The sequence below is a fragment of the Dermacoccus sp. 147Ba genome (genome assembly GCF_004151355.1).
In the GTDB taxonomy this organism is placed as follows: Bacteria; Actinomycetota; Actinomycetes; order Actinomycetales; family Dermatophilaceae; genus Dermacoccus; species Dermacoccus abyssi.
In genome coordinates this window covers 21,903-39,346 of the sequence record NZ_SEHL01000015.1, presented here as the reverse complement: position 1 = coordinate 39,346, position 17,444 = coordinate 21,903, and the positions used below count along the sequence as shown (strand labels likewise).

19 protein-coding genes, 1 tRNA gene and 1 pseudogene are annotated in these 17,444 nt (G+C 66.6%); 4 read left to right on the top strand and 17 right to left on the bottom strand.

Annotation, left to right across the window (positions count from 1 at the left end; all coding sequences use genetic code 11):
• Positions 1 to 187 (bottom strand): hypothetical protein (locus tag EVU97_RS15160; RefSeq protein WP_205744930.1); only part of this gene is annotated, 187 nt, incomplete at its 3' end.
• A 266-nt stretch (positions 188 to 453) separates the two neighbouring features.
• Between EVU97_RS15160 and EVU97_RS14235 the strand changes: the two genes are divergently transcribed.
• The gene (locus tag EVU97_RS14235; protein ID WP_075866887.1) at positions 454 to 1,467 is read left to right on the top strand and encodes a DNA-processing protein DprA; all 1,014 of its coding nucleotides are present in this window, start codon (positions 454 to 456) and stop codon (positions 1,465 to 1,467) included.
• Here the strand turns inward: EVU97_RS14235 and EVU97_RS14230 are convergent.
• The 3 genes from EVU97_RS14230 to mobF all read right to left on the bottom strand — a co-directional run bounded on the left by EVU97_RS14230 (position 1,387) and on the right by mobF (position 5,862).
• Positions 1,387 to 1,782: a recombinase family protein gene (locus EVU97_RS14230; protein ID WP_075866888.1), complete on the bottom strand. Its 396-nt coding sequence runs from the start codon at positions 1,780 to 1,782 to the stop codon at positions 1,387 to 1,389. The two genes, EVU97_RS14235 and EVU97_RS14230, sit on opposite strands and share 81 nt — an antisense overlap.
• The gene (locus EVU97_RS14225) at positions 1,782 to 2,156 is read right to left on the bottom strand and encodes a hypothetical protein (RefSeq protein WP_075866889.1); all 375 of its coding nucleotides are present in this window, start codon (positions 2,154 to 2,156) and stop codon (positions 1,782 to 1,784) included. The genes EVU97_RS14230 and EVU97_RS14225 overlap by 1 nt, the downstream gene beginning before the upstream one ends.
• Before the next feature lie 169 nt (positions 2,157 to 2,325).
• Positions 2,326 to 5,862, bottom strand: a complete 3,537-nt coding sequence (mobF, locus tag EVU97_RS14220; protein ID WP_084451581.1) for a MobF family relaxase — start codon at positions 5,860 to 5,862, stop codon at positions 2,326 to 2,328.
• A 267-nt stretch (positions 5,863 to 6,129) separates the two neighbouring features.
• Between mobF and EVU97_RS14215 the strand changes: the two genes are divergently transcribed.
• The 3 genes and pseudogenes from EVU97_RS14215 (at position 6,130) to EVU97_RS15335 (ending at position 7,852) form a co-directional block, all read left to right on the top strand.
• Positions 6,130 to 6,336, top strand: a complete 207-nt coding sequence (locus EVU97_RS14215; RefSeq protein ID WP_129666707.1) for a hypothetical protein — start codon at positions 6,130 to 6,132, stop codon at positions 6,334 to 6,336.
• 594 nt (positions 6,337 to 6,930) lie between these two features.
• A pseudogene (locus EVU97_RS15340) lies at positions 6,931 to 7,311 on the top strand (DNA cytosine methyltransferase); the annotation flags it as partial.
• Positions 7,312 to 7,354: 43 nt separating this feature from the next.
• On the top strand, positions 7,355 to 7,852 hold the full coding sequence (locus tag EVU97_RS15335) for a hypothetical protein (RefSeq protein ID WP_240730252.1): 498 nt from the start codon (positions 7,355 to 7,357) through the stop codon (positions 7,850 to 7,852).
• Between the two features lie 256 nt (positions 7,853 to 8,108).
• Here EVU97_RS15335 and trxA read toward each other — a convergent pair whose 3' ends face one another.
• The 13 genes from trxA to EVU97_RS14145 form a co-directional block, all read right to left on the bottom strand.
• Positions 8,109 to 8,432 carry a thioredoxin gene (gene trxA / locus EVU97_RS14205; protein WP_084451534.1) on the bottom strand — a complete coding sequence of 108 codons (324 nt, stop codon included), beginning with the start codon at positions 8,430 to 8,432 and terminating at the stop codon, positions 8,109 to 8,111.
• Between the two features lie 94 nt (positions 8,433 to 8,526).
• Positions 8,527 to 9,141, bottom strand: a complete 615-nt coding sequence (locus EVU97_RS14200; protein WP_075866891.1) for a CueP family metal-binding protein — start codon at positions 9,139 to 9,141, stop codon at positions 8,527 to 8,529.
• Positions 9,142 to 9,262: 121 nt separating this feature from the next.
• Positions 9,263 to 10,204 (bottom strand): cation diffusion facilitator family transporter, encoded by a 942-nt coding sequence (locus EVU97_RS14195; protein ID WP_084451532.1) that lies wholly within the window; start codon positions 10,202 to 10,204, stop codon positions 9,263 to 9,265.
• 2 nt (positions 10,205 to 10,206) lie between these two features.
• Positions 10,207 to 10,596, bottom strand: coding sequence for a helix-turn-helix transcriptional regulator (locus tag EVU97_RS14190; protein ID WP_075866892.1), 390 nt, complete (start codon positions 10,594 to 10,596; stop codon positions 10,207 to 10,209).
• A gap of 140 nt (positions 10,597 to 10,736) precedes the next feature.
• Positions 10,737 to 10,810, bottom strand: a tRNA-Cys gene (locus tag EVU97_RS14185).
• Between the two features lie 15 nt (positions 10,811 to 10,825).
• Positions 10,826 to 11,344, bottom strand: coding sequence for a carboxymuconolactone decarboxylase family protein (locus tag EVU97_RS14180; protein ID WP_075866893.1), 519 nt, complete (start codon positions 11,342 to 11,344; stop codon positions 10,826 to 10,828).
• Positions 11,345 to 11,357: 13 nt separating this feature from the next.
• Positions 11,358 to 11,723, bottom strand: coding sequence for a helix-turn-helix transcriptional regulator (locus EVU97_RS14175; protein WP_075866894.1), 366 nt, complete (start codon positions 11,721 to 11,723; stop codon positions 11,358 to 11,360).
• A 41-nt stretch (positions 11,724 to 11,764) separates the two neighbouring features.
• Entirely contained in the window at positions 11,765 to 12,454 is a 690-nt protein-coding gene (locus EVU97_RS14170; RefSeq protein ID WP_075866895.1) for a hypothetical protein, read from the bottom strand.
• A 52-nt stretch (positions 12,455 to 12,506) separates the two neighbouring features.
• Positions 12,507 to 12,812, bottom strand: a complete 306-nt coding sequence (locus EVU97_RS14165; RefSeq protein WP_047117867.1) for a metal-sensitive transcriptional regulator — start codon at positions 12,810 to 12,812, stop codon at positions 12,507 to 12,509.
• A gap of 10 nt (positions 12,813 to 12,822) precedes the next feature.
• Positions 12,823 to 15,060: a heavy metal translocating P-type ATPase gene (locus tag EVU97_RS14160; RefSeq protein WP_084451528.1), complete on the bottom strand. Its 2,238-nt coding sequence runs from the start codon at positions 15,058 to 15,060 to the stop codon at positions 12,823 to 12,825.
• A 70-nt stretch (positions 15,061 to 15,130) separates the two neighbouring features.
• Complete coding sequence (locus EVU97_RS14155) at positions 15,131 to 15,742, bottom strand: YdhK family protein (RefSeq protein ID WP_075866896.1); 612 nt, start codon at positions 15,740 to 15,742, stop codon at positions 15,131 to 15,133.
• Positions 15,743 to 15,839: 97 nt separating this feature from the next.
• The gene (gene fdxA, locus EVU97_RS14150; protein WP_075866897.1) at positions 15,840 to 16,169 is read right to left on the bottom strand and encodes a ferredoxin; all 330 of its coding nucleotides are present in this window, start codon (positions 16,167 to 16,169) and stop codon (positions 15,840 to 15,842) included.
• On the bottom strand, positions 16,166 to 17,443 hold the full coding sequence (locus EVU97_RS14145) for an MFS transporter (protein ID WP_226283131.1): 1,278 nt from the start codon (positions 17,441 to 17,443) through the stop codon (positions 16,166 to 16,168). Before EVU97_RS14145 ends, fdxA begins: the two co-directional genes overlap by 4 nt.
• Between the last annotated feature and the right edge of the window lies 1 nt (position 17,444).

Genomic DNA, 17,444 nt, shown 5'->3' with positions numbered 1-17,444 from the left:
AGAAGACACGGTCAAGCCGGTCCCGGAGTAGCGTGAAACGGCTCACGCCGACCCACGTCGCATCATGGCCGGCCGCCGCGGAGTAGTCCGTAAGTACGCGCTCGGTCGCCGAGAGGTAAGCCCAGCGGATCGCCCCGAGTACACCAGTGTCGTTCAGCTCCGCAATCAGCTCATCTCGATCGATCATGTAACGAGTCTACACCCATAGGCAGTAAGCTTGGCCCCAGACTGAACCAGAGGCGTGTCTGACGGGCCGCACTAGCACCGCGCTGCCCTGCGAACCCGTGCGTGGCGGCTGGACCCGCCCCGTCGTTATCGCCGTCGACGCTCGCTGGCGAGAGTGTGGGGCAGAGCCTCCTGAGTAGCGTTTCGGCGCAGTTGCCGACGTCGGTCCGCGTGTGGGTTGCGGGGTGTCCTGGCCTACCTGCTCTCTAGCGATGAGAGGAGAGCGTGATGGATGGGCTCAGTGCGCTGGGGTTCAACGAACGGTACGGGCGCGTCGTTCTGGCGTCCCTGGTGGACCCTGGTGAGCCACTGACGGGTTGGGTGGTCTCGCAGGTCGGCGCGGCAGAGGCCGTGCGAGCGTTGACCGGTGATGGTCCGGCGCCGGCGCTGAACAGAGTCGAGGCGGACCTGTGGCGGGCGAAACGGAACCCGAACGTCGATGCCCGCACCGTGCAGGCCACGATGGTCGCCGCCGAGCGGCACGGGTACACCACGCTGATCCCCGGCGATCCGAACTATCCGACCTCGCTGGAAGACTTGGGCGAACGGGCACCGCTGGTGCTGTGGGCCAAGGGCGCGGAGTCGCTGCTGGGAACCCACGTCGGTGAACGGGCCACGATCACCGGGGCACGAGCCTCGACCGCCTACGGCGAACAGGTCGCCAGCGAAGTGGCCGCCGAGCTGGCACGTAACGAGATGGTCGTGGTCTCCGGTGGGGCGTACGGGATCGACGCTGCGGCGCACCGTGCGGCTCTCGCGGAGGGCGGTCACACGATCGCTGTGATGGCCGGCGGCGCCGACCGGCTCTATCCTCGCGGCAACGCCGACATGCTCGACCGCATCGGTGACGTGGGCCTGCGCATCAGCGAAGCGCCCCTGGGAGCACCGCCCTCGCGGACCCGGTTCCTGGCGCGGGCACGGATCGAAGCGGCGCTCTCGGGTTCCACAACGATCGTGGAGGCCGGCGCCCGCTCGGGCTCGCTGGTGACGGCCGAGCAGGCACGCCGCCTGGGCCGCCCTGTCGGCGCGGTGCCCGGCCCGGTGACCTCGGCGGCGAGCACGGGCACGAATCTGCTGCTGCGTGATGGCACAGCACGGGCGGTGACGAACGCACGCGATGTCACCACCCTACTGGACCGTGCCCCTACACAGAACAGGGAGTCAGCCGGCCTTGCCGGCCCTGATTCGTTTCGACATGCTCGCGGAAGCATCGAACGCGGCCATCACGGCCATGAGCTGTAGCTGGCTGGCCGACGCCACCGGTTGATCGCACAGATACAGCGTGATTCCCGCCGCCTCGAACTCGTCCACGAGCGCCCGGACGGCAGGGTAATGGCGACCCAGCCGGGCGAGGTTGATAGTGACGAGCACGTCGAACTCACCAGCTCGGGCACGGTCGAGCACCCGTTCCATCTCCGTCCGATCCCTTCCGACGTCGTAGACGATGTCGAGGACGGTGTATCCCTTCTCTCCGGCATGCCGGAGACATAGGGCCTGCTGGTACTCGCGGTGCTTGCGGTTCACGCTGGCGTTGGAGGTGTAGATGAGCGCTCGCATCAGGCCACCCCCGCCAGGTCCGCATCGGAGGTCTGAGCATGCTCGGGTGCTGGGGCGTGCTGCCTGCGGTTGCCGCGTTCGGCCAGGCGGGCACGCAGCAGCCAGGCGATGCCCAGCGGGCCGAGCCAGAGCATCTTGAACCCGTTCCAGATCGCCAGCAGCACGAGCAGATGCAGCCAGCCGGGGCCGCCGGTGTCGATGAGGTGGACGAACCAGACAGCGAGCAGGAAGTACGGGCCGGCCAGCAGCATTGCTGCCGGTCCCCACTTGTGGCCGCGCCGGGTACGGATGGCGTCGGCGAGGATGTTGGTGGGCATGTAGCAACGCAGGAAAAACCGGATGCGGATGCTGGCTGCGGCTATCAGCCGGAACATGATGGGCTCCTCTCAATCGCACGTTCGATGAACGAGACGGTGCGTTGAGAAAGGGCCCGGTGAGGGCCGACCGCGAACGGCCGAGTGAGCGAAATGAAACCCGCCTCTGCTGCCAGGATACGCCCGAACGGCGTGGACCGGAAGACGCCCGTGACCTCTACTCGCTGGCCTATAGGCCGAGGTCGCGGCCTTGCCGCTGGGCGACAGCGCGGTCCTGCTCGGGGCGGCCGGGCTTGGCTGTGAGGCGGCGCAGCGCGGTCTCGGCGCGGGCTCGATCGACCTTCTGCGCGTCGTTCTGCGCCGGTGGCCCAAGCGGGCTGGTGTCGGTGATCTGGTAGCGATCGCGGTAGGCGGCGACCACGCGGGCACTGGATCGCCACCGTCTCGCCGCCTTCTCCTCATCCGGTGTGGGGCCGAGTTTCCGGGTCCAGGGCTGCTTGTCGGTCAGGGCGGTGTCGAGGACGGCTGATGCTCGCTGCTCGATGAGCCGGTGGCGTTCATCGAGAGCCTGGCGCATCTGATCGGTCATCGGGCCATCGGCGCGGGCGATGAGACCAGCGATCAGCCGTGGGGCCACGCGAGCGCGGGCCGAGCCGGCCGTCTGGGCGGTGGCGCGGGCGAGCCGGTAGTGCAGCACCTTGGCGATGTCCTCGGCATCGTCGAACCCGCGAGCAGCCACCAGACGCGGAAACAGCCGGTCGATGTCGTGGTGGTTGGCCTCGGCCCGCCGGAGCTCGGCGGTCAGCGCACCGAAGGCATCGGAGACCAGCACCGAGTCGGCCTGTTCGTCATCGAGGCCGCTGTCACGGATGAGGGCGGCCCAGCGGTCCTTCTGCGCGGCGGCAGCGACGGTTTCGTATTCGGCTGCCAGTTGCGCGATCGAGCCCCAATGGTCCTGCTCGGCGGTGATCGTCTCGTGGGCGGACAGCTCGGCGCCGGAGTGCTGCACGACCCCGTAGAGCACGCTGCGCGAGCTCGCGTCGGGGTTGTCCGAGGGGTGGGGTTCGGTGTGGTCGTCGTCGGCGCGGTCGAGGATCACATAGGCCTGGTTGGACTGAGCGCCGCGGGTCATCGCGACGTAGAAGTTCTCCCGCGTGGTAGCAGGCTCGACCAGCACATGGGCGGTATCGACGGTCAGGCCCTGGGCGCGGTGGGCGGTGACGGCGTAGCCGAGGTCGACGTGCTCGGCGACATAGGAGGCTGGGAGCACGATGCTGCCGCCGGCCCGTTTACCGGGCTGGCGGATGGTGACCGATCCGTCCTCGCGCACGTCGGTGACCTTCCACCTGGCTCCGTTGCGGACCCAGTCCTTGCCGTTGCGTAGCCGGCGGTCGTTACGGCGGGTGATGATCAGGTCACCGACCCCGGCGCTGGTGCCATCGGTGAGGGTGACCTCGCGGCTGGGACTGATGGTGCCGTCCAGGATCAGGTCGGCGCGGGCACGAGCGTTGAGACTGATGACATCCTCGCGGGTCTCGGCGATCAGCAGCGAGGAGAGGCCTTGGTCGCGGTCGGCCCGCCAGGCCGCATACGCCGCGTCGATCATCGGCTCGGAGTCGCCGCCGGTGACCCGGCCGTGGTCGAGATAGGTGTCGATGACGTCGGTGCGTCCGTGGCGCAGGTCCAGTGAGGCGGTCTTCTCCCACTCGTGAGTGAAACGGTGGATGTCGACGAGCTCAGGAGCGTCGTCGCGCTCATGCACGAGCAGTCCGTAGGCGCCGCCGGCATCCACGGATTGGAGTTGGGCGTAGTCGCCGACCAGCAGCACTTTCGCCCCGGCCCGTTCGGCGACGTGGGTGAGCCGGTCCAGTGAGAGGGTGCCGGCCAGGGATGCCTCGTCGATGATCACCAGCTGCCCGGCATCGAAGGTCGTGCCGTGCATCAGGTGGTTCTGCCACCACTTCGCGGTGTTCTCGGTTGCGATGCCGAGGTCATCGGCCAGGGCCTGCGCGGCGACCGCCGAGGGCGCCAGCCCGATCACCGACCCGGTGCCGTGCTCGGCCTCCCACGCTCGGCGCAGCGCCGACATGGCGGTGGTCTTGCCCGCACCGGCCGGGCCGACCAGCAGATCGAGCATCCGCCCGGACACGGCGATCTGTTCGAGCGCGGCCGCTTGATCCGGCCCGAGCCGTCGACCGTAGGCGTCGGGCTTGGCGATGGTCTTCTCCACCGTCGCCAGTGGCACAGTGGGCGCTGACCGATCGCGGGTGCGGGCAAGGAGCCGGTCTTCGGCTTCGAGGAGCTGGGTCGAGGAGTAGACGGTGGAGTGTCGGGGACGAAACACCGAGGACCCGTCGTCACGTTGGAAGGCGACCGGGCTGGTCGCCAGCTCCGGCGGAGTCAGGCGCAGCGATCCCTGCTCGGCGGCATCGGCGATCATCGCGACGATCGCCTCGCGGTCCTCGGGCGAGGCGAACCGCCAGCCCATGGTCTGCCTGCTCGCCTCGGCGTGTAGGTTCCACCGGCGCCACGTCGCCCGCTTCTCACTCACCGTGGCCACCACCTCGCCTGCGAGCTCGGCCACCGTGTCCAGCGGGATGTCATCGGCCCGTAGCAGCATCGCCGCCGGGTTGTCGGTGACCGTGCGGGACCACTCGGTCGCGTCTGTGCCCAGCAGGCCGGTGGCGCGGGTGCGCCAGTCAGCGGTGAGGTCCGCCAGCGAGCGGACCTCTTTCTCGGGCCGGGTCGCCAGCGTGGCCTGTGCTCTGAGCTTGACGATCGTCCTGGCCGAGGGGCGGCGGCCGTGCTCGCTGACGAACGCCTCGATGAGCCGGTCGGTCTCGGCGTCGATGTCGCGTGAGCGGGTCGAGAACGCCTCGATCAACGACTCCGGCACACCGGCAATCTCCCATGCCGGGTTCCGGTCACGTCCCCGGTCGCGGGCCTCCCACTCGATCCCGAAACTGCGGGTGAGCCGGTCGGCCAGGATCGCGTTGTAGTGCTCGGATAGCGCGACCACAGCCGCGTGCATCGGCCGGCCATCGAGCGAGCGCCATCGGTCATCGAGCACCGTCTGGACCTTGTTCGACACGACCACATGCGTATGGAGCTGCGGGTCGCCGCCGCGGCTGTCGTAGTGATCGAACCCTGTGGCCAGCAGTCCCTTGACGTCGACCTGGGCGACCGCTCCGTCTCCGGCGGTCGTGCCGGTGCGGGTCGCGGCGACCTCGCGCTCCATCAGATCGAGCACATCGCCGATCGCCTCGTGGTGGGCTTGGGCGATGAGCGCCTGCGTACCGGCATCAGAGATACCCCACAGAACCGAGACAGACTTCGGCACCGAGAACGTGTAGTCGAACCCAGCCACCGGCCGGCGGACACGGCGGCTGCCTTCCTCGGTCTCGATCTCGGCGATCGCTGCATCCCGCGTCCCGAAATCCCACTCCTCTGGCAACGCATCGACTCGCGCCCTCACCCGCTCAGCCAGCGGCCGATAGGCCGGGAACGCCCGCCCCAACGGGTCTCCCGTCAGCGGGTCACGGCCCATCCCGATCAGCAGCTGCAACTGCGCCTCGGAGACCTGATCACCCGTCGCGAGCTGCCCGTCACCCAGGCCAGCGAGCCCGGACCCCAGCCATTGACCCGGCGGAGTTCCCTCCTCCGTGTAATACCTCGTCAACGGGGTCGACAGGCTCCGGTCACCATCGGCAGCCGCGATCGTGCGCAGCAGGTACCTATACCCGTCGCCCGCACTCATCACCCGCATCGAGACCGTCACGCCGACCAGGTGAACCAGGCACTCCGCACGACCTCGCCGCCGACTGTCGGTGGCGAGGTCGCCACCCCAACATGCGAGATGGCCATCGACACGGCTGTCTCGTGAGCGGTGAAGTGACGTGCATGTTGGTGGACGTGTTGCAGGTGACAGGGCTCCTTCGCGCTCTGGTGGTCGAGACGCCGATCGCGGGCGACGACGGTGCAACACGGTTCCCGCTGGGAGGTTTCGGCATCGAGTGGTCGGGAAGCAACCTGATTGCATTCCGCGCCCGCCATCGAGGCCGTAGTCCGCAACCCCATCGACGCGCAACTGGCCTCGCGGCTCGACGCCGGTGAGACCGTCCTGGTTGCAGGGCTCCTGCGACTGCTCAAAGCCAACGACACCGCATCGCGTCTCGACAGCGGTCTGGTCCTCGCACACGTCGAAATGGATGTACGGATCATCGGGGCGCCACTGCGATGAAGAAGGTCGACGATCACGAGCGGTGGTCACCTCGCGGTCCCGGCGACGAGGTGCTACTGGATGCCGAGTACCACGTCGATGACGACATCGGCCGACCAGCGGTACTGCGTCTGATCCCGCCATGGCCAGGCAGGGAGCAGGCTCATCTGTACGTTGAGGCCGAGACGGCTACCGGGGAAGTCTCCTTACTCATCGCCTGCTCCCCTGTCAGAGCTCGCGCTGTGGTGTGCCAGCACTACAGCAGCCAGGTTCATCGCCACCGGCGGCACCGACGACTTCACCGCCACCCTCGACGACCTCTGAACCGAAGTAGCGATAGCACTTTCGGAAGGTCAGCTTTGCATGCGGCTGGGCGTTCCCCCGCGATCTGCAAGAGGTGTGATCGCTCGGAACGGGAGCTTGGAACGATGAGCGACGACAGGCTCAAGTGGTGCCTCTCGACGGTCGGCAGACAGTTCAGGTGAACAGACGATGAGGGTGCTGATAGCTGGCCTTCTGATGGGTGAGGGCGAGCGAGCACCTGGCAGGTGACCTGCCTGACGAAGGACCCAGAACGGGGTTCGGAATCGGGCTCACCGACCCGCCGGAGCGCTCATGCACGACACACCTTCCAGCGATGATCGCCCGCCACGGATCGGGTCGCTGTTCAGCGGATATGGCGGCCTCGACCTCGCCGTCGAACACGCTACCGGCGGCCAAACGATCTGGTTCTCCGAGGTAGACACTCCTGTCGCTCGCGTCTTCACTCATCACTGGCCGGAAGCTCCCAATCTCGGTGACATTGCGGCCGTGGACTGGACCGCCGTTCCTGCAGTCGACGTGCTGATCGGAGGGTTCCCCTGTCAGGACGTCTCGACCGTCGGCAAGGGCGCGGGCCTCGCGCCCGGTACCCGCTCTGGTCTCTGGTCGTACATGGTCTCGGCCATCGAGGCGCTGCAACCCCGGCTCGTAGTAATCGAGAACGTGCGTGGCCTGCTCTCCGCAACCGCAACCAGACCCCAGAGACAAGGAGCAACCCGTGCCCGCAATCACGATGATGCAACCTCCGCACACGCAACCCCTCGCGACGTGGAACCCCGACCTCGGGTGCTGGGAGACGAGCCAGCTCGACCTCTTCGGGCACTCGGAGCCGTACTCGGCGATCTGGCCGACCTCCGGTATGACGCGCAATGGATCGGCCTACCCGAATCCCTGGCCGGCGCACCACACCACAGGTTCCGAGTCTTCATCACCGCACACCCCCAGAACCTTGTTTCGCACTCCGCTGGCTTCGGACTACTCCCGAGGCGGGGAAACGCTGGATCAAGTACGAGCCCGGCGGGGAACGATCGCCCTGTCTCACCAGGTCATCGACTTCGCCCTGCACGGACCGGATGGCTCACCGACCAACAGGAACGACTCGGAGACACTGTTCAACCTGATCGAGACCGTGTTCGCCGATGGGGACGTTACGCCGAGGCCATCGCACGATGGGAGCACATCACCGGACACGCCGCCCCTGCCCCCGCAGTTCTGAACGAGGACAGAGGGCCACGTCCGTCGCCGAAGTTCGTGGAATGGCTTATGGGTCTGCCAGCCGGATGGATCACCGATCCGATGGGTGAACTGACTGCAAATCAGCAGAAGACCGCCTTGGGTAACGGGGTCCTGCCACTTCAAGCGCTCGTTGCACTGCGCAGTCTTGCATTACGTATGCAACCACGCTGAGTCGGGCGACCATCAACTGCCGCGCAACGGTCGGCGGAGTTCGGGAACAGTTCGACGGCCGAGCCTCAGATAATGCCTTCGAGGCGTTGCTCGATCTGCGGCTTCGGCATCGCCCCGATGATCTCGCGCACGATCTCACCCTTGTCGAAGACCTTCATCGCAGGGATCGAACTGATGTTGTAGCGCGAGGCGATGTCGGGATTCTCGTCGACATTGAGCTTGGCGATGAGGAGCTTTCCATCCTGCTCGGCCGAAATCTGGTCCAGGACCGGCGCGATCGCACGGCACGGGCCGCACCAGGCCGCCCAGAAGTCCACGAGAACGGGAACCTCGCTCTGGAGCACAACCTCATCGAAGGTCTGGGTGTCGACGGTGATGACTTCGCTCATGGGACTGCTTTCCTTCCTGTTACACGTCGCGTGCGATAGACCGCACGCACACCACAACGCCCTACCCTGTGGGGGTATTCCCGTGGTGCTGGTTTCAGACCAGTCGCATCGTGGTCAGGCAGGTTTGCGCATCGTCGCCGACGGTCGAAAGTTCGGAGGTGGCGGTCTGGCCGTCGTGGGTGATCGAGATCGATGTCTCGATGCCTCGGGGCAGCCAGATCCCGACGAAGCCGTTGTCGAGGGTTCTCAACTCCTCGTCAACGATCGTCTCGCCGGTCGTCGCATCCGTCACCGTTACGGCCACGTCTGCGTTGCGCAGCTCACCCAGGCATCCGGTCGGGCTGTGGTAGTAGCAATCATGGGTCTGCGACCGATACGGGGCGACGGATACGTAGATCTCGTCACTGGGCAACCGCACCTCTGCCGTGCGTTCGTGCTGATCGGTGAGCGTGACCGTCTCCGCAGTGATCGACGTGGTCAAGGTCTCCGTGCGATCGTCCAGCGGGATCGCATCGAGCGTTTCGATCAGCTCCCGCACGTCGAGGCCGTCGAGGCCATTCTCGGCAAGGATCTCGGCTCCGCTGGCCGAGGTGACTGAGGGTGAGTCGTTGGCGGCCGTGCATCCGGTGAGCAGGAAAGCGCCGACCACGACGGTGATTGCAGCGGTTTTCTTCCCGCCGTACTTCGGGAATGACCTGAGGTTCTTCATGGGATTCCTTGTCGTGTCTGCCCGCGGTGCCAATTGGCCATAGTACCCCATAGGGGTAGTGCCTACCTGCGTGATGCGGAAGCGCCCCCGCCCGGTACGAGCCCGGGAGGGGGCGCTGCGTTCAGTCGTGCTTGCTGACTTCCGGTTCATGTTCGGCAATGTGCTCGGTCTCGATCTGGAAGGTCGAGTGATGGACGGAGACCTCGAAGTGTCCTGCGACGCAGTCTTTGATCTCTTGGAGCGTCTGGGCGGCATGACCGTCGGTGAAGCACTCGTCGTCGACGACGACGTGGGCGGTCAGGGTCGGTAGGCCGGTCGCCACAGTGGAGGCGTGCAGATCGTGGACATCCTGGACGTGGTTGAGTTCGAGGATGTGTGAGCGGACTTTGTCGAGGTCGAGGCCCTTAGGAGTGAACTCCATGAGGACGCTGGTGGTCTCGCGCATCAGCTTGAACGCGCGAGGCACGATCAGTGTGGCGATGAGCAGTCCGGCGATGGCATCGGCCTGCATGAACCCGGTCGTGGCGATGACGATCGCCGCGATGATCACTCCGAGCGAGCCGAGAGCGTCGTTGAGGACTTCGAGGAACGCGGCGCGCATGTTGAAGTTCGAACCGCGGCTGGAGGCGAGGATGGTGATGGCGATGATGTTCGCGACCAGGCCGATGATGCCGAAGATCAGCAGTTCGCTTGCGGGCACCTCCGGCGGCTCGAACAGTCGCCGGATGCCTTCGATGGCGGCGTACGTGCCCACCACCAGCAGCAGTGCCGACTGTCCGAGGGCTGCGATCACCTCGATACGCCGGAACCCCCAGGTGCGCTTGGAGTTGGCGGGCTTGAGCATCAGCGTCGCGGCGATCAGTGCGACCAGCAGGCCGGAGGCATCGGTGATGGCGTGGGCGGTGTCGGTCAGCAGCGCGAGGCTGCCGGTGATGACCGAGCCGATGGCCTGGGCGACGACGATCGTCGCGGTGATCGAGAATGCGATCCAGAGTTTCTTGCGGAAATCTCCGGGGTGCCCGGTCTCGCTAGCGGCGGGGCCGTGATTGTGTCCTGCGCCCATGTCTACTTCTTCTCCGTATCTGTCGCGTGGTGGATATGTGGGAGTCGCAGGTGCGTGCAGAGCAGGGCCTGCGTGCCGGTGGCATCGAGGAGGGATTCGGCAGCGGCGATGAGGGTACGCAGGAGCTCGGGCTGTGTCAGCGAGTACCAGGTGGAGCGCCCTTCCGGGCGCATCGTCGCCAGGCCGCACTCGACCAGGAAGCCGACATGTTTGCTCACCGTGGACTGGGCCAGGCCCATGTGCTCGACCAGATCGCGGACCCGGTGCTCACCCGAGGCGAGGTGCTGCACGATCGCCAACCTCGTCGGTTCCGCAAATGCCTGGAACAGGTGGGCGTACGCTGCCGTCGCCACCTCGTCGAGGGTTGCCCCCTCCTGTTGAATCATCGTCATAGGACGATCATATCGCTCTAGGGCGATATTGTCGAGTGTGATCTGTCGCTCGACGCGGAATGAAGCTCAGAGGTCCCGGCGCGCCCGAGGGTGGACTACCGGCCTCCTGCGACGCGTGTCCTATTGGACTCAGCGGAAAGTGGAGGTGCCTACGGGACTCGAACCCGTGTAAACGGTTTTGCAGACCGCTGCCTATCCTCTCGGCCAAGGCACCAAGTCGCCGGCGAGATCAGTCGCCCGGCGTGAGGCCGGCAACCAGGTTGAAGGCGCCGGTGAGAATGTTCAGCGACACGACCCCGACGACATCAGAGATCTCACGGTCGCAGTACCCGTATCCCCGAAGCTCGTCGATCTGCTCGTCGGTGATCGACGCAGGCTCACGGTAGACCTGGAGGCCGAGCGCGATCATCGCCGCGACCGGGCCGGTCATCGCCGTACCCTGCTGGGCGAGTGCGATCTCGTCATCGCTGACCCCGAGCGATCGTGCCGCGCTGATGTGCGAGGCCAGGCACATTCCGCATCCCTGCTGCGACTGCACGGCGATCGAAACGAGCTCGCTGACCTTGCGGTCGAGCTTGGCGCGACGCATGGCTTTGCTCAGCTGGAGATAACCGCCGAGCACCGCCGGGGAGTGCGCCATCGTCGAGACCATGTCTCCGACCTCGCCGTGCCGCTCGACGAGATCGCCGAGCAAGTCTCGTGAGGCCCCCACTGCGGTCTCAGGGGTCAATCGGGAAAAACGGGGCATGATGCCTCCTTCGTCAGTTCGGTCGCGAGTTCGAGGTGGGAGAACCCGCACGAATGCGTTCCTGCTGCTGATGCTCGGCATGGAAGATCGCAGCCTCAGCCAGCGCCCCGGCATGCACACCGGTCAATAGGTAGAAGTCGCCGGACTCGCGTCGCTGCCGACTCACAATCCCGGCCGACTCCAGACGGTCAAGCTCGTGGGAGGTCTGGTCGATGGGAAGGTCGACCATGTCCGCCAGGTGATTGGCAGAGGCCTCGATGTCGCGAATGGCGAGGATCATCTTCACTCGCACCGGATTCGCCAGCAACGCGAAGACTTCGACCGCCGCATCCAGGTGCGGTGTGTCATACGTGGCGTGCGCGTGTTCAGCCTCTCTCATAGTCACCAATCTTACCCATTACCCCTATGGGGTATCAAGTATCATCCGATTGGTGTGAAGGACTCGGAGACGCGTGGCCGGGTGCGGCGGATTGAGGTGAGGCCAGAGACGACGGGCCCGCGCAGGAGCACGTGTCCAGTCGGGAGGGTCAACCGCGTCCAACGGCCGGCGGTGGAGATCGCGGCCTCTCCTCCGGCGCTGAGGAACCCGAACACGTAGGCGGCGAACGCGACGCCTTGCGGCAGCGACGAGAGGGCTGTGTCCGGGGTGCCCCAGACCATGCCCCGGATCTTGCGGACGACATCGTCGCCGGGTTTGTCGGGAAGTGCTTGGGCGACGGCCTCGATGCCGGCACGGGCGCTACGCATCAGCGTCAGACTGGACACAACCGCAATGTGTCTCCACCCGTGTTGCGGGGGTTCGACGCTGGTCCAGGTGGGTGCCAGCGAGGTCTCCGGCAGTTCGAGGGCCAGGGGGTCGACGGTCGCGGTCAGGGTTTCGACGGTGACGTCGCACTGCAGCTCGGCGTCGGAGCGGAGCGTGCGAAGGACGAGGATCGTAGGGGTGCGGTCGAGCGGACCACGGGGCGTTAGCGCAGCCGCACTCATGCACAGCAGCCCGGCCGCGGCCTGCAAGCGCACGCCGTGGGCGCCGGCCCACGCGGCCCGTTGAGCGAAGGTGAGCGCATCGCGGGCGGACGGCGCGTCGGCGAGGATCAGGCGCGCTGGCATCGTGAGGGTTTGTGCCCGCCGTGTCCTGGAACGCGGCCGTCGGGGTCCGAGATCAGGAGCGCACGAGCCGGTTGATGGCGTCCGTGGCTTCCTGGATCTTCTCGACGGCCGCCTCGTCGCTGAGCTTCGCTGCATCGAGCACGCAGTGCTTGAGATGATCGTCGAGTAGACCGGTCGCGACCCCCTGGAGGGCGCGGGTCAGGGCGGATACCTGGGTGAGGATGTCGATGCAGTATTTCTCCTCATCGATCATCTTCGCGATCCCGCGGGCCTGACCCTCGATGCGCTTCATGCGGCCGAGGTAGCGCTCCTTGTCGCTGATGTATCCGTGCTGATGAGGATCAGTGTCGACAGACATGGGCATGTCCTTACTTCTGGCGTTCCAGGACGGAACGCGTGCTGGCTTCGGGTGTGAGGTCGATGCGCCGCAGGAGTTGGGCGTTGAGCGCAACCACCACGGTGGAGGCCGACATCAGGATCGCGCCGATCGACATTGGCAGGACGAATCCCACCGGTGCCAGGATACCGGCCGCAAGCGGCACGGAGATGAGGTTGTAGCCGGCTGCCCACCACAGGTTCTGCTTCATCTTGCCGTATGCGCGTCGTGAGAGCTGGATGATCGAGAGCACCGACCGGGGGTCGGAGCTGGCGAGGATGACCCCGGCCGAGGCGATGGCGACGTCGGTGCCGGCGCCGATCGCGATGCCGACGTCGGCCTGGGCCAGTGCCGGGGCGTCGTTGACGCCGTCGCCGACCATGGCGACCTTCTTGCCCTCGTGCTGCAATTGGGCGACCTTGGCGGACTTGTCCTCGGGGCGGACGCCGGCGAAGACGCGGTCGATGCCGAGCTCCTTGCCGACCTCGTTCGCCACTGCCTCGGCGTCGCCGGTGATCATGACGACCTCGACGCTCAGGGCGTGGAGGGCGTCGACGGCGTCGCGGGATTCGGGGCGGACCTCGTCGGCGAGCTTGAGGCCGCCGACCACCTGGCCGTCGCGGAGGACGTGCAGGATGATCGCGCCCTCAGAGCGCCATTCCTCGGCTGTGCCGACCTCGTCCTGGCCGGTCTCCTCAAGCAGCCGGGGGCCGCCGACGCGGACCTCCTGGCCGGCGACGGTCGCGGTGACTCCGACGGCGGGCGAGGATGAGAAGCCGCTGGCCTGCTGAAGGGCGAGTCCCTTGTCCTTGGTGGCGGTGACGATGGCCTTGGCGAGCGGGTGCTCGCTGTCGGCCTCGGCCGAGGCCGCGAGGGCGAGGACCTGGTCGGCGTCGAGGTCGCCGGTCGGTTCGACGCCGGTGACGGTGGGCTCGCCCTTGGTCAGTGTGCCGGTCTTGTCGAAGAGCACTGCGTCGACCTGCCGCATGGACTCCAGGGCGAGGCGGTCCTTGACCAGCACGCCGCCGCGGGCGGCGCGCTCGGTGGCGATGGAGACCACGAGCGGGATCGCCAGGCCGAGGGCGTGGGGGCAGGCGATGACGAGCACGGTGATTGTACGGACCACGGCCTCGTCGGGCATGCCGATGAGCGTCCAGACGACTGCGGTGACCAGCGCCGCGCCGAGGGCGAACCAGAACAGCCAGGCCGCGGCCTTGTCGGCGATCCGCTGGGCGCGGGAGGAGGAGTTCTGGGCCTCGGTGACGAGCCGGTTGATGCCGGCCAGGGCGGTGTCGTCGCCGGTGGCGGTGATTTTCACCCGCAGGCCGGAGTCCGTGGCGACGGTGCCGGCAGTGACTGTCTCGCCCTCGCCCCGAGAGACCGGGCGGGACTCGCCGGTGATCATGGACTCGTCCATGTCGGCGCGGCCGTCGACGATGGTGCCGTCGGCCGGGACGCTGCCGCCGGGACGCACGATCACGACGTCGCCCACGTCGAGGTCGGCTGGGGCCACCTTAACGACGTTCTCGCCCTCAACGCGCTCGGCCTCGTCGGGCAGCAGTTCCGCCAACGAGTCGAGCGCCGAGGTGGTCTGGGCCAGGGAGCGCATCTCGATCCAGTGGCCCAGCAGCATGATCACGATCAGCAGCGCCAGCTCCCACCAGAACTCCAGCTCGTGATGGACGAGCCCGAGGGTCGCGGCCCAGGAGGCGAAGAAGGCCACCGTGATCGCCAGAGCGATGAGCAGCATCATCCCGGGCTTGCGGGACTTCAACTCGCTGACTGCGCCGGTGAGGAAGGGCCTGCCGCCCCAGACGTACATGACGGTGCCCAGTACCGCGGCGACCCAGCCCGCCCAGCCGGGGACCTCGTAGCCCAGCAGCATGGCGAACATCGGCGAGAGGGTGACCGCGGGGATGGCGATGACGAGGTTGATCCAAAACAGCCGGCGGAACTGGCCAACGTGATCACCGTGACCGCCATGGCCGCTGTGATCTCCGTGGCCACCGTGCTGGGCGTGCTCACCGTGGCCGCCGTGCTCGTCGAGGCCCGTGTGGTCTGAGTGCTGCCCGTGGTCCATGGCGTGGCCCTGGTGCCCGGTGTGCTGACCCTCGCGCGTGCCGTGCGCCTCCGCCGAGGCGTGCGCGGACACAGACCCGTGGTGATGCTCGCCGTGAGCGGGTGCATCGGTTCCGTGACCGTGGTGCTGGTGTGAGTTCGGGTCCGTCATCGTTCCCCTCCTCCGTCATCGAGCCATGCCGATTGCCGCTCACCCGGTCGCCGGGCAAGCGAACGTCGGCTCAGGACGCTGGTTGGATCTCGCTCTCGACGACCCACTTGTGGTTCGTCATCTTCATGCCGTCCGTCTCGTAGTCGACCATGTAGACCGTCTCATCGGTGGACGAAGCGATGGTGGCCGTCGCACCCTCCATGCCCTCCATGTGCTCGGCGAGCAGCGTCACCTCTGTGCCATCGGCCAGGCGCTCGTCGCCGGCATCCTCGATTTCTTCCTGCACGACCCACTTGTGGTCCGTGACGGGGGCGCCGCCACCTGCGGGCGTGTAGTTCACGGAGTACGTGTACGTGTCGAATGCGCCGGAGATCGTCGCCGTCGCACCGTCCATGCCTTCCATGTGGTCGGCCGTGAGCTGTACCTCTGTGCCGACCGGGTAGGCGGGGTCGCTGGCTTCGGCGATACCCTCGGGTGCCGGTCCGCCGTCCATCGGGTGCTCCATCGAGTGATCCATCTCCTCATCACCGCTTTCTGCGTTGTCGCCGCCGTGGCCCTGATGCTCCTCAGTAGCCGAAGGGTCGGCCTGCTGGTCTTCGTCTGCTCCGCTGCCGCAACCGGCGAGCACGAGTGTCACTCCGAGCGCTCCTGCTGCCAGCCCTGCTCGCAGTCTCCTCTGCATGTCAGCTCCTTTCATCAACATGCCTACCTTATACCCCCAGGGGGTACTAGTCAAGGATCGCGCGTTGTACCGGTGTGGATAGATCGAATTGTCCTTCTCAGAGGGACTGCTCATGTTGGATGGGCAATGCGGCGATGAGGGGATGGTCGAAGCCCGCCGGTCCGATCTTCGCGGCTCCACCGGGAGAACCCAATTCGTCGAAGAACTCGACGTTGGCCTTGTAGTAATCAGACCATTCGTCGGGCAGGTCGTCTTCGTAGTAGATGGCCTCGACGGGACAGACCGGTTCGCAGGCTCCGCAGTCAACGCATTCGTCGGGATGGATGTAGAGCGAGCGTTCGCCCTCGTAGATGCAGTCGACAGGACATTCGTCGATGCAGGCGCGGTCCTTGACGTCCACGCAGGGAAGCGCGATCACATAGGTCATGGCTGCTCTTCTCGGTCGGGTGCGGATCGGCGGTGAGAGTCAGTGGGAGGCTCGGGGAGGTCGTCAGTCTCTGCCGGGCCTGCGACCGCCTGCGGGATGCGCAGGCGCAGGACGGTGGCTGCAAGGCTGAGGGCGATGATGATCGCACCGAGGATTGTCATGGTTCCTGACAGGGTGAGCACCGGCACGAGCAACCCGGCGACAATGGTGGGCACACCGAATGCGAGGTAGGCGACCGTGTAGATCACAGCCATCACGGCGGCGCGTTCCGACGATGCCGTGTGGGGCATGAGTGTGCGCAGCACCCCGAGGAACGCTGTGCCGAACCCGGAACCGACGATCGCGACCGACGCGACGTAGGCCGGGTAGGAACCGAGTGCGAGGGCGCCGATGCTCACTGCGGTGCCGAATGCCAGGGCGCTGGTCGCATACAGGCTGATGGTGCGGGCGGAACGCCGCTGCAGGACGGACGAGGCGGTGACTCCGGAGATCGCCAGTGCGAAGATGACGATGCCCGCGTGGGTGTGCGTGGAGCCCCCGAGCTCACTGCCGACGAGGCCGGCTCCGAGCGCGAGGAAGAGTCCGTTGGTCGCCCACCCAGCGATGATCGCGGGCACACCGGCGGTGAACATGCGGCGCAGGTGCGGTGGCACGGTGAACCGCGGGCGGAGGTCGCCACGTCGTAACCGGGTCTTGGGGACCAATTCCGGTGTGATCCACACCGTCGCTGCCACGATGAGGAAGGCGAGCACGAGCAGGCCGAAGACCGCAGCTGTCGGTTCGGGGGTGAGATCGAGGAGAAGCGCAGCACCGAGTGCCCCGGTCCCGAGACCGATCATCGGCCCGATCGTGTTCCACAGGGCTGCGATGTTCGGATGCGACGGCGGCTCGAAGTCGATCATCATCGCCGACAGGGCCGGGATGAGCAGACCCGCTGCGAGCCCTTGCAGAGCGCGTGCGACCAGGAGTGTCGCGAGGCCGCCGGCGAACCAGAACATGGCCAGGCTCAGTGCCAGCGCCAGGGAACCGGCGGTTACGACCGGACGTCTGCCGATGTAATCGGAGAGCGGTCCGAGGTAGAGCAGCGCGGCCAGGAGGGTGAAGGTGTAGACCGCGAATACGAATGTGGTGGCGACGGGAACGAGCTCGAGCCGTTCGGCGATCTGGGGGTAGAACAACGACGGCGCGCTGGCAGCCGCCATCATGAGAATGGTCGCTGCCAGCGAGAGCAGGAAGCCCCGCCGTGGGATCTGCCTGGTACAGTCTCCCGCCATC

What these genes read in the sequence shown, in the direction of transcription:
- EVU97_RS14235 (WP_075866887.1), top strand. Translation starts at nt 454, where the DNA reads ATGGATGGGCTCAGTGCGCTGGGGTTCAACGAACGGTACGGGCGCGTC.
- EVU97_RS14230 (WP_075866888.1), bottom strand. Translation starts at nt 1,782, where the DNA reads ATGCGAGCGCTCATCTACACCTCCAACGCCAGCGTGAACCGCAAGCAC.
- EVU97_RS14225 (WP_075866889.1), bottom strand. Translation starts at nt 2,156, where the DNA reads ATGTTCCGGCTGATAGCCGCAGCCAGCATCCGCATCCGGTTTTTCCTG.
- mobF (WP_084451581.1), bottom strand. Translation starts at nt 5,862, where the DNA reads ATGCGGGTGATGAGTGCGGGCGACGGGTATAGGTACCTGCTGCGCACG.
- trxA (WP_084451534.1), bottom strand. Translation starts at nt 8,432, where the DNA reads ATGAGCGAAGTCATCACCGTCGACACCCAGACCTTCGATGAGGTTGTG.
- EVU97_RS14200 (WP_075866891.1), bottom strand. Translation starts at nt 9,141, where the DNA reads ATGAAGAACCTCAGGTCATTCCCGAAGTACGGCGGGAAGAAAACCGCT.
- EVU97_RS14195 (WP_084451532.1), bottom strand. Translation starts at nt 10,204, where the DNA reads ATGGGCGCAGGACACAATCACGGCCCCGCCGCTAGCGAGACCGGGCAC.
- EVU97_RS14190 (WP_075866892.1), bottom strand. Translation starts at nt 10,596, where the DNA reads ATGACGATGATTCAACAGGAGGGGGCAACCCTCGACGAGGTGGCGACG.
- EVU97_RS14180 (WP_075866893.1), bottom strand. Translation starts at nt 11,344, where the DNA reads ATGCCCCGTTTTTCCCGATTGACCCCTGAGACCGCAGTGGGGGCCTCA.
- EVU97_RS14175 (WP_075866894.1), bottom strand. Translation starts at nt 11,723, where the DNA reads ATGAGAGAGGCTGAACACGCGCACGCCACGTATGACACACCGCACCTG.
- EVU97_RS14170 (WP_075866895.1), bottom strand. Translation starts at nt 12,454, where the DNA reads ATGCCAGCGCGCCTGATCCTCGCCGACGCGCCGTCCGCCCGCGATGCG.
- EVU97_RS14165 (WP_047117867.1), bottom strand. Translation starts at nt 12,812, where the DNA reads ATGTCTGTCGACACTGATCCTCATCAGCACGGATACATCAGCGACAAG.
- EVU97_RS14160 (WP_084451528.1), bottom strand. Translation starts at nt 15,060, where the DNA reads ATGACGGACCCGAACTCACACCAGCACCACGGTCACGGAACCGATGCA.
- EVU97_RS14155 (WP_075866896.1), bottom strand. Translation starts at nt 15,742, where the DNA reads ATGCAGAGGAGACTGCGAGCAGGGCTGGCAGCAGGAGCGCTCGGAGTG.
- fdxA (WP_075866897.1), bottom strand. Translation starts at nt 16,169, where the DNA reads ATGACCTATGTGATCGCGCTTCCCTGCGTGGACGTCAAGGACCGCGCC.
- EVU97_RS14145 (WP_226283131.1), bottom strand. Translation starts at nt 17,443, where the DNA reads ATGGCGGGAGACTGTACCAGGCAGATCCCACGGCGGGGCTTCCTGCTC.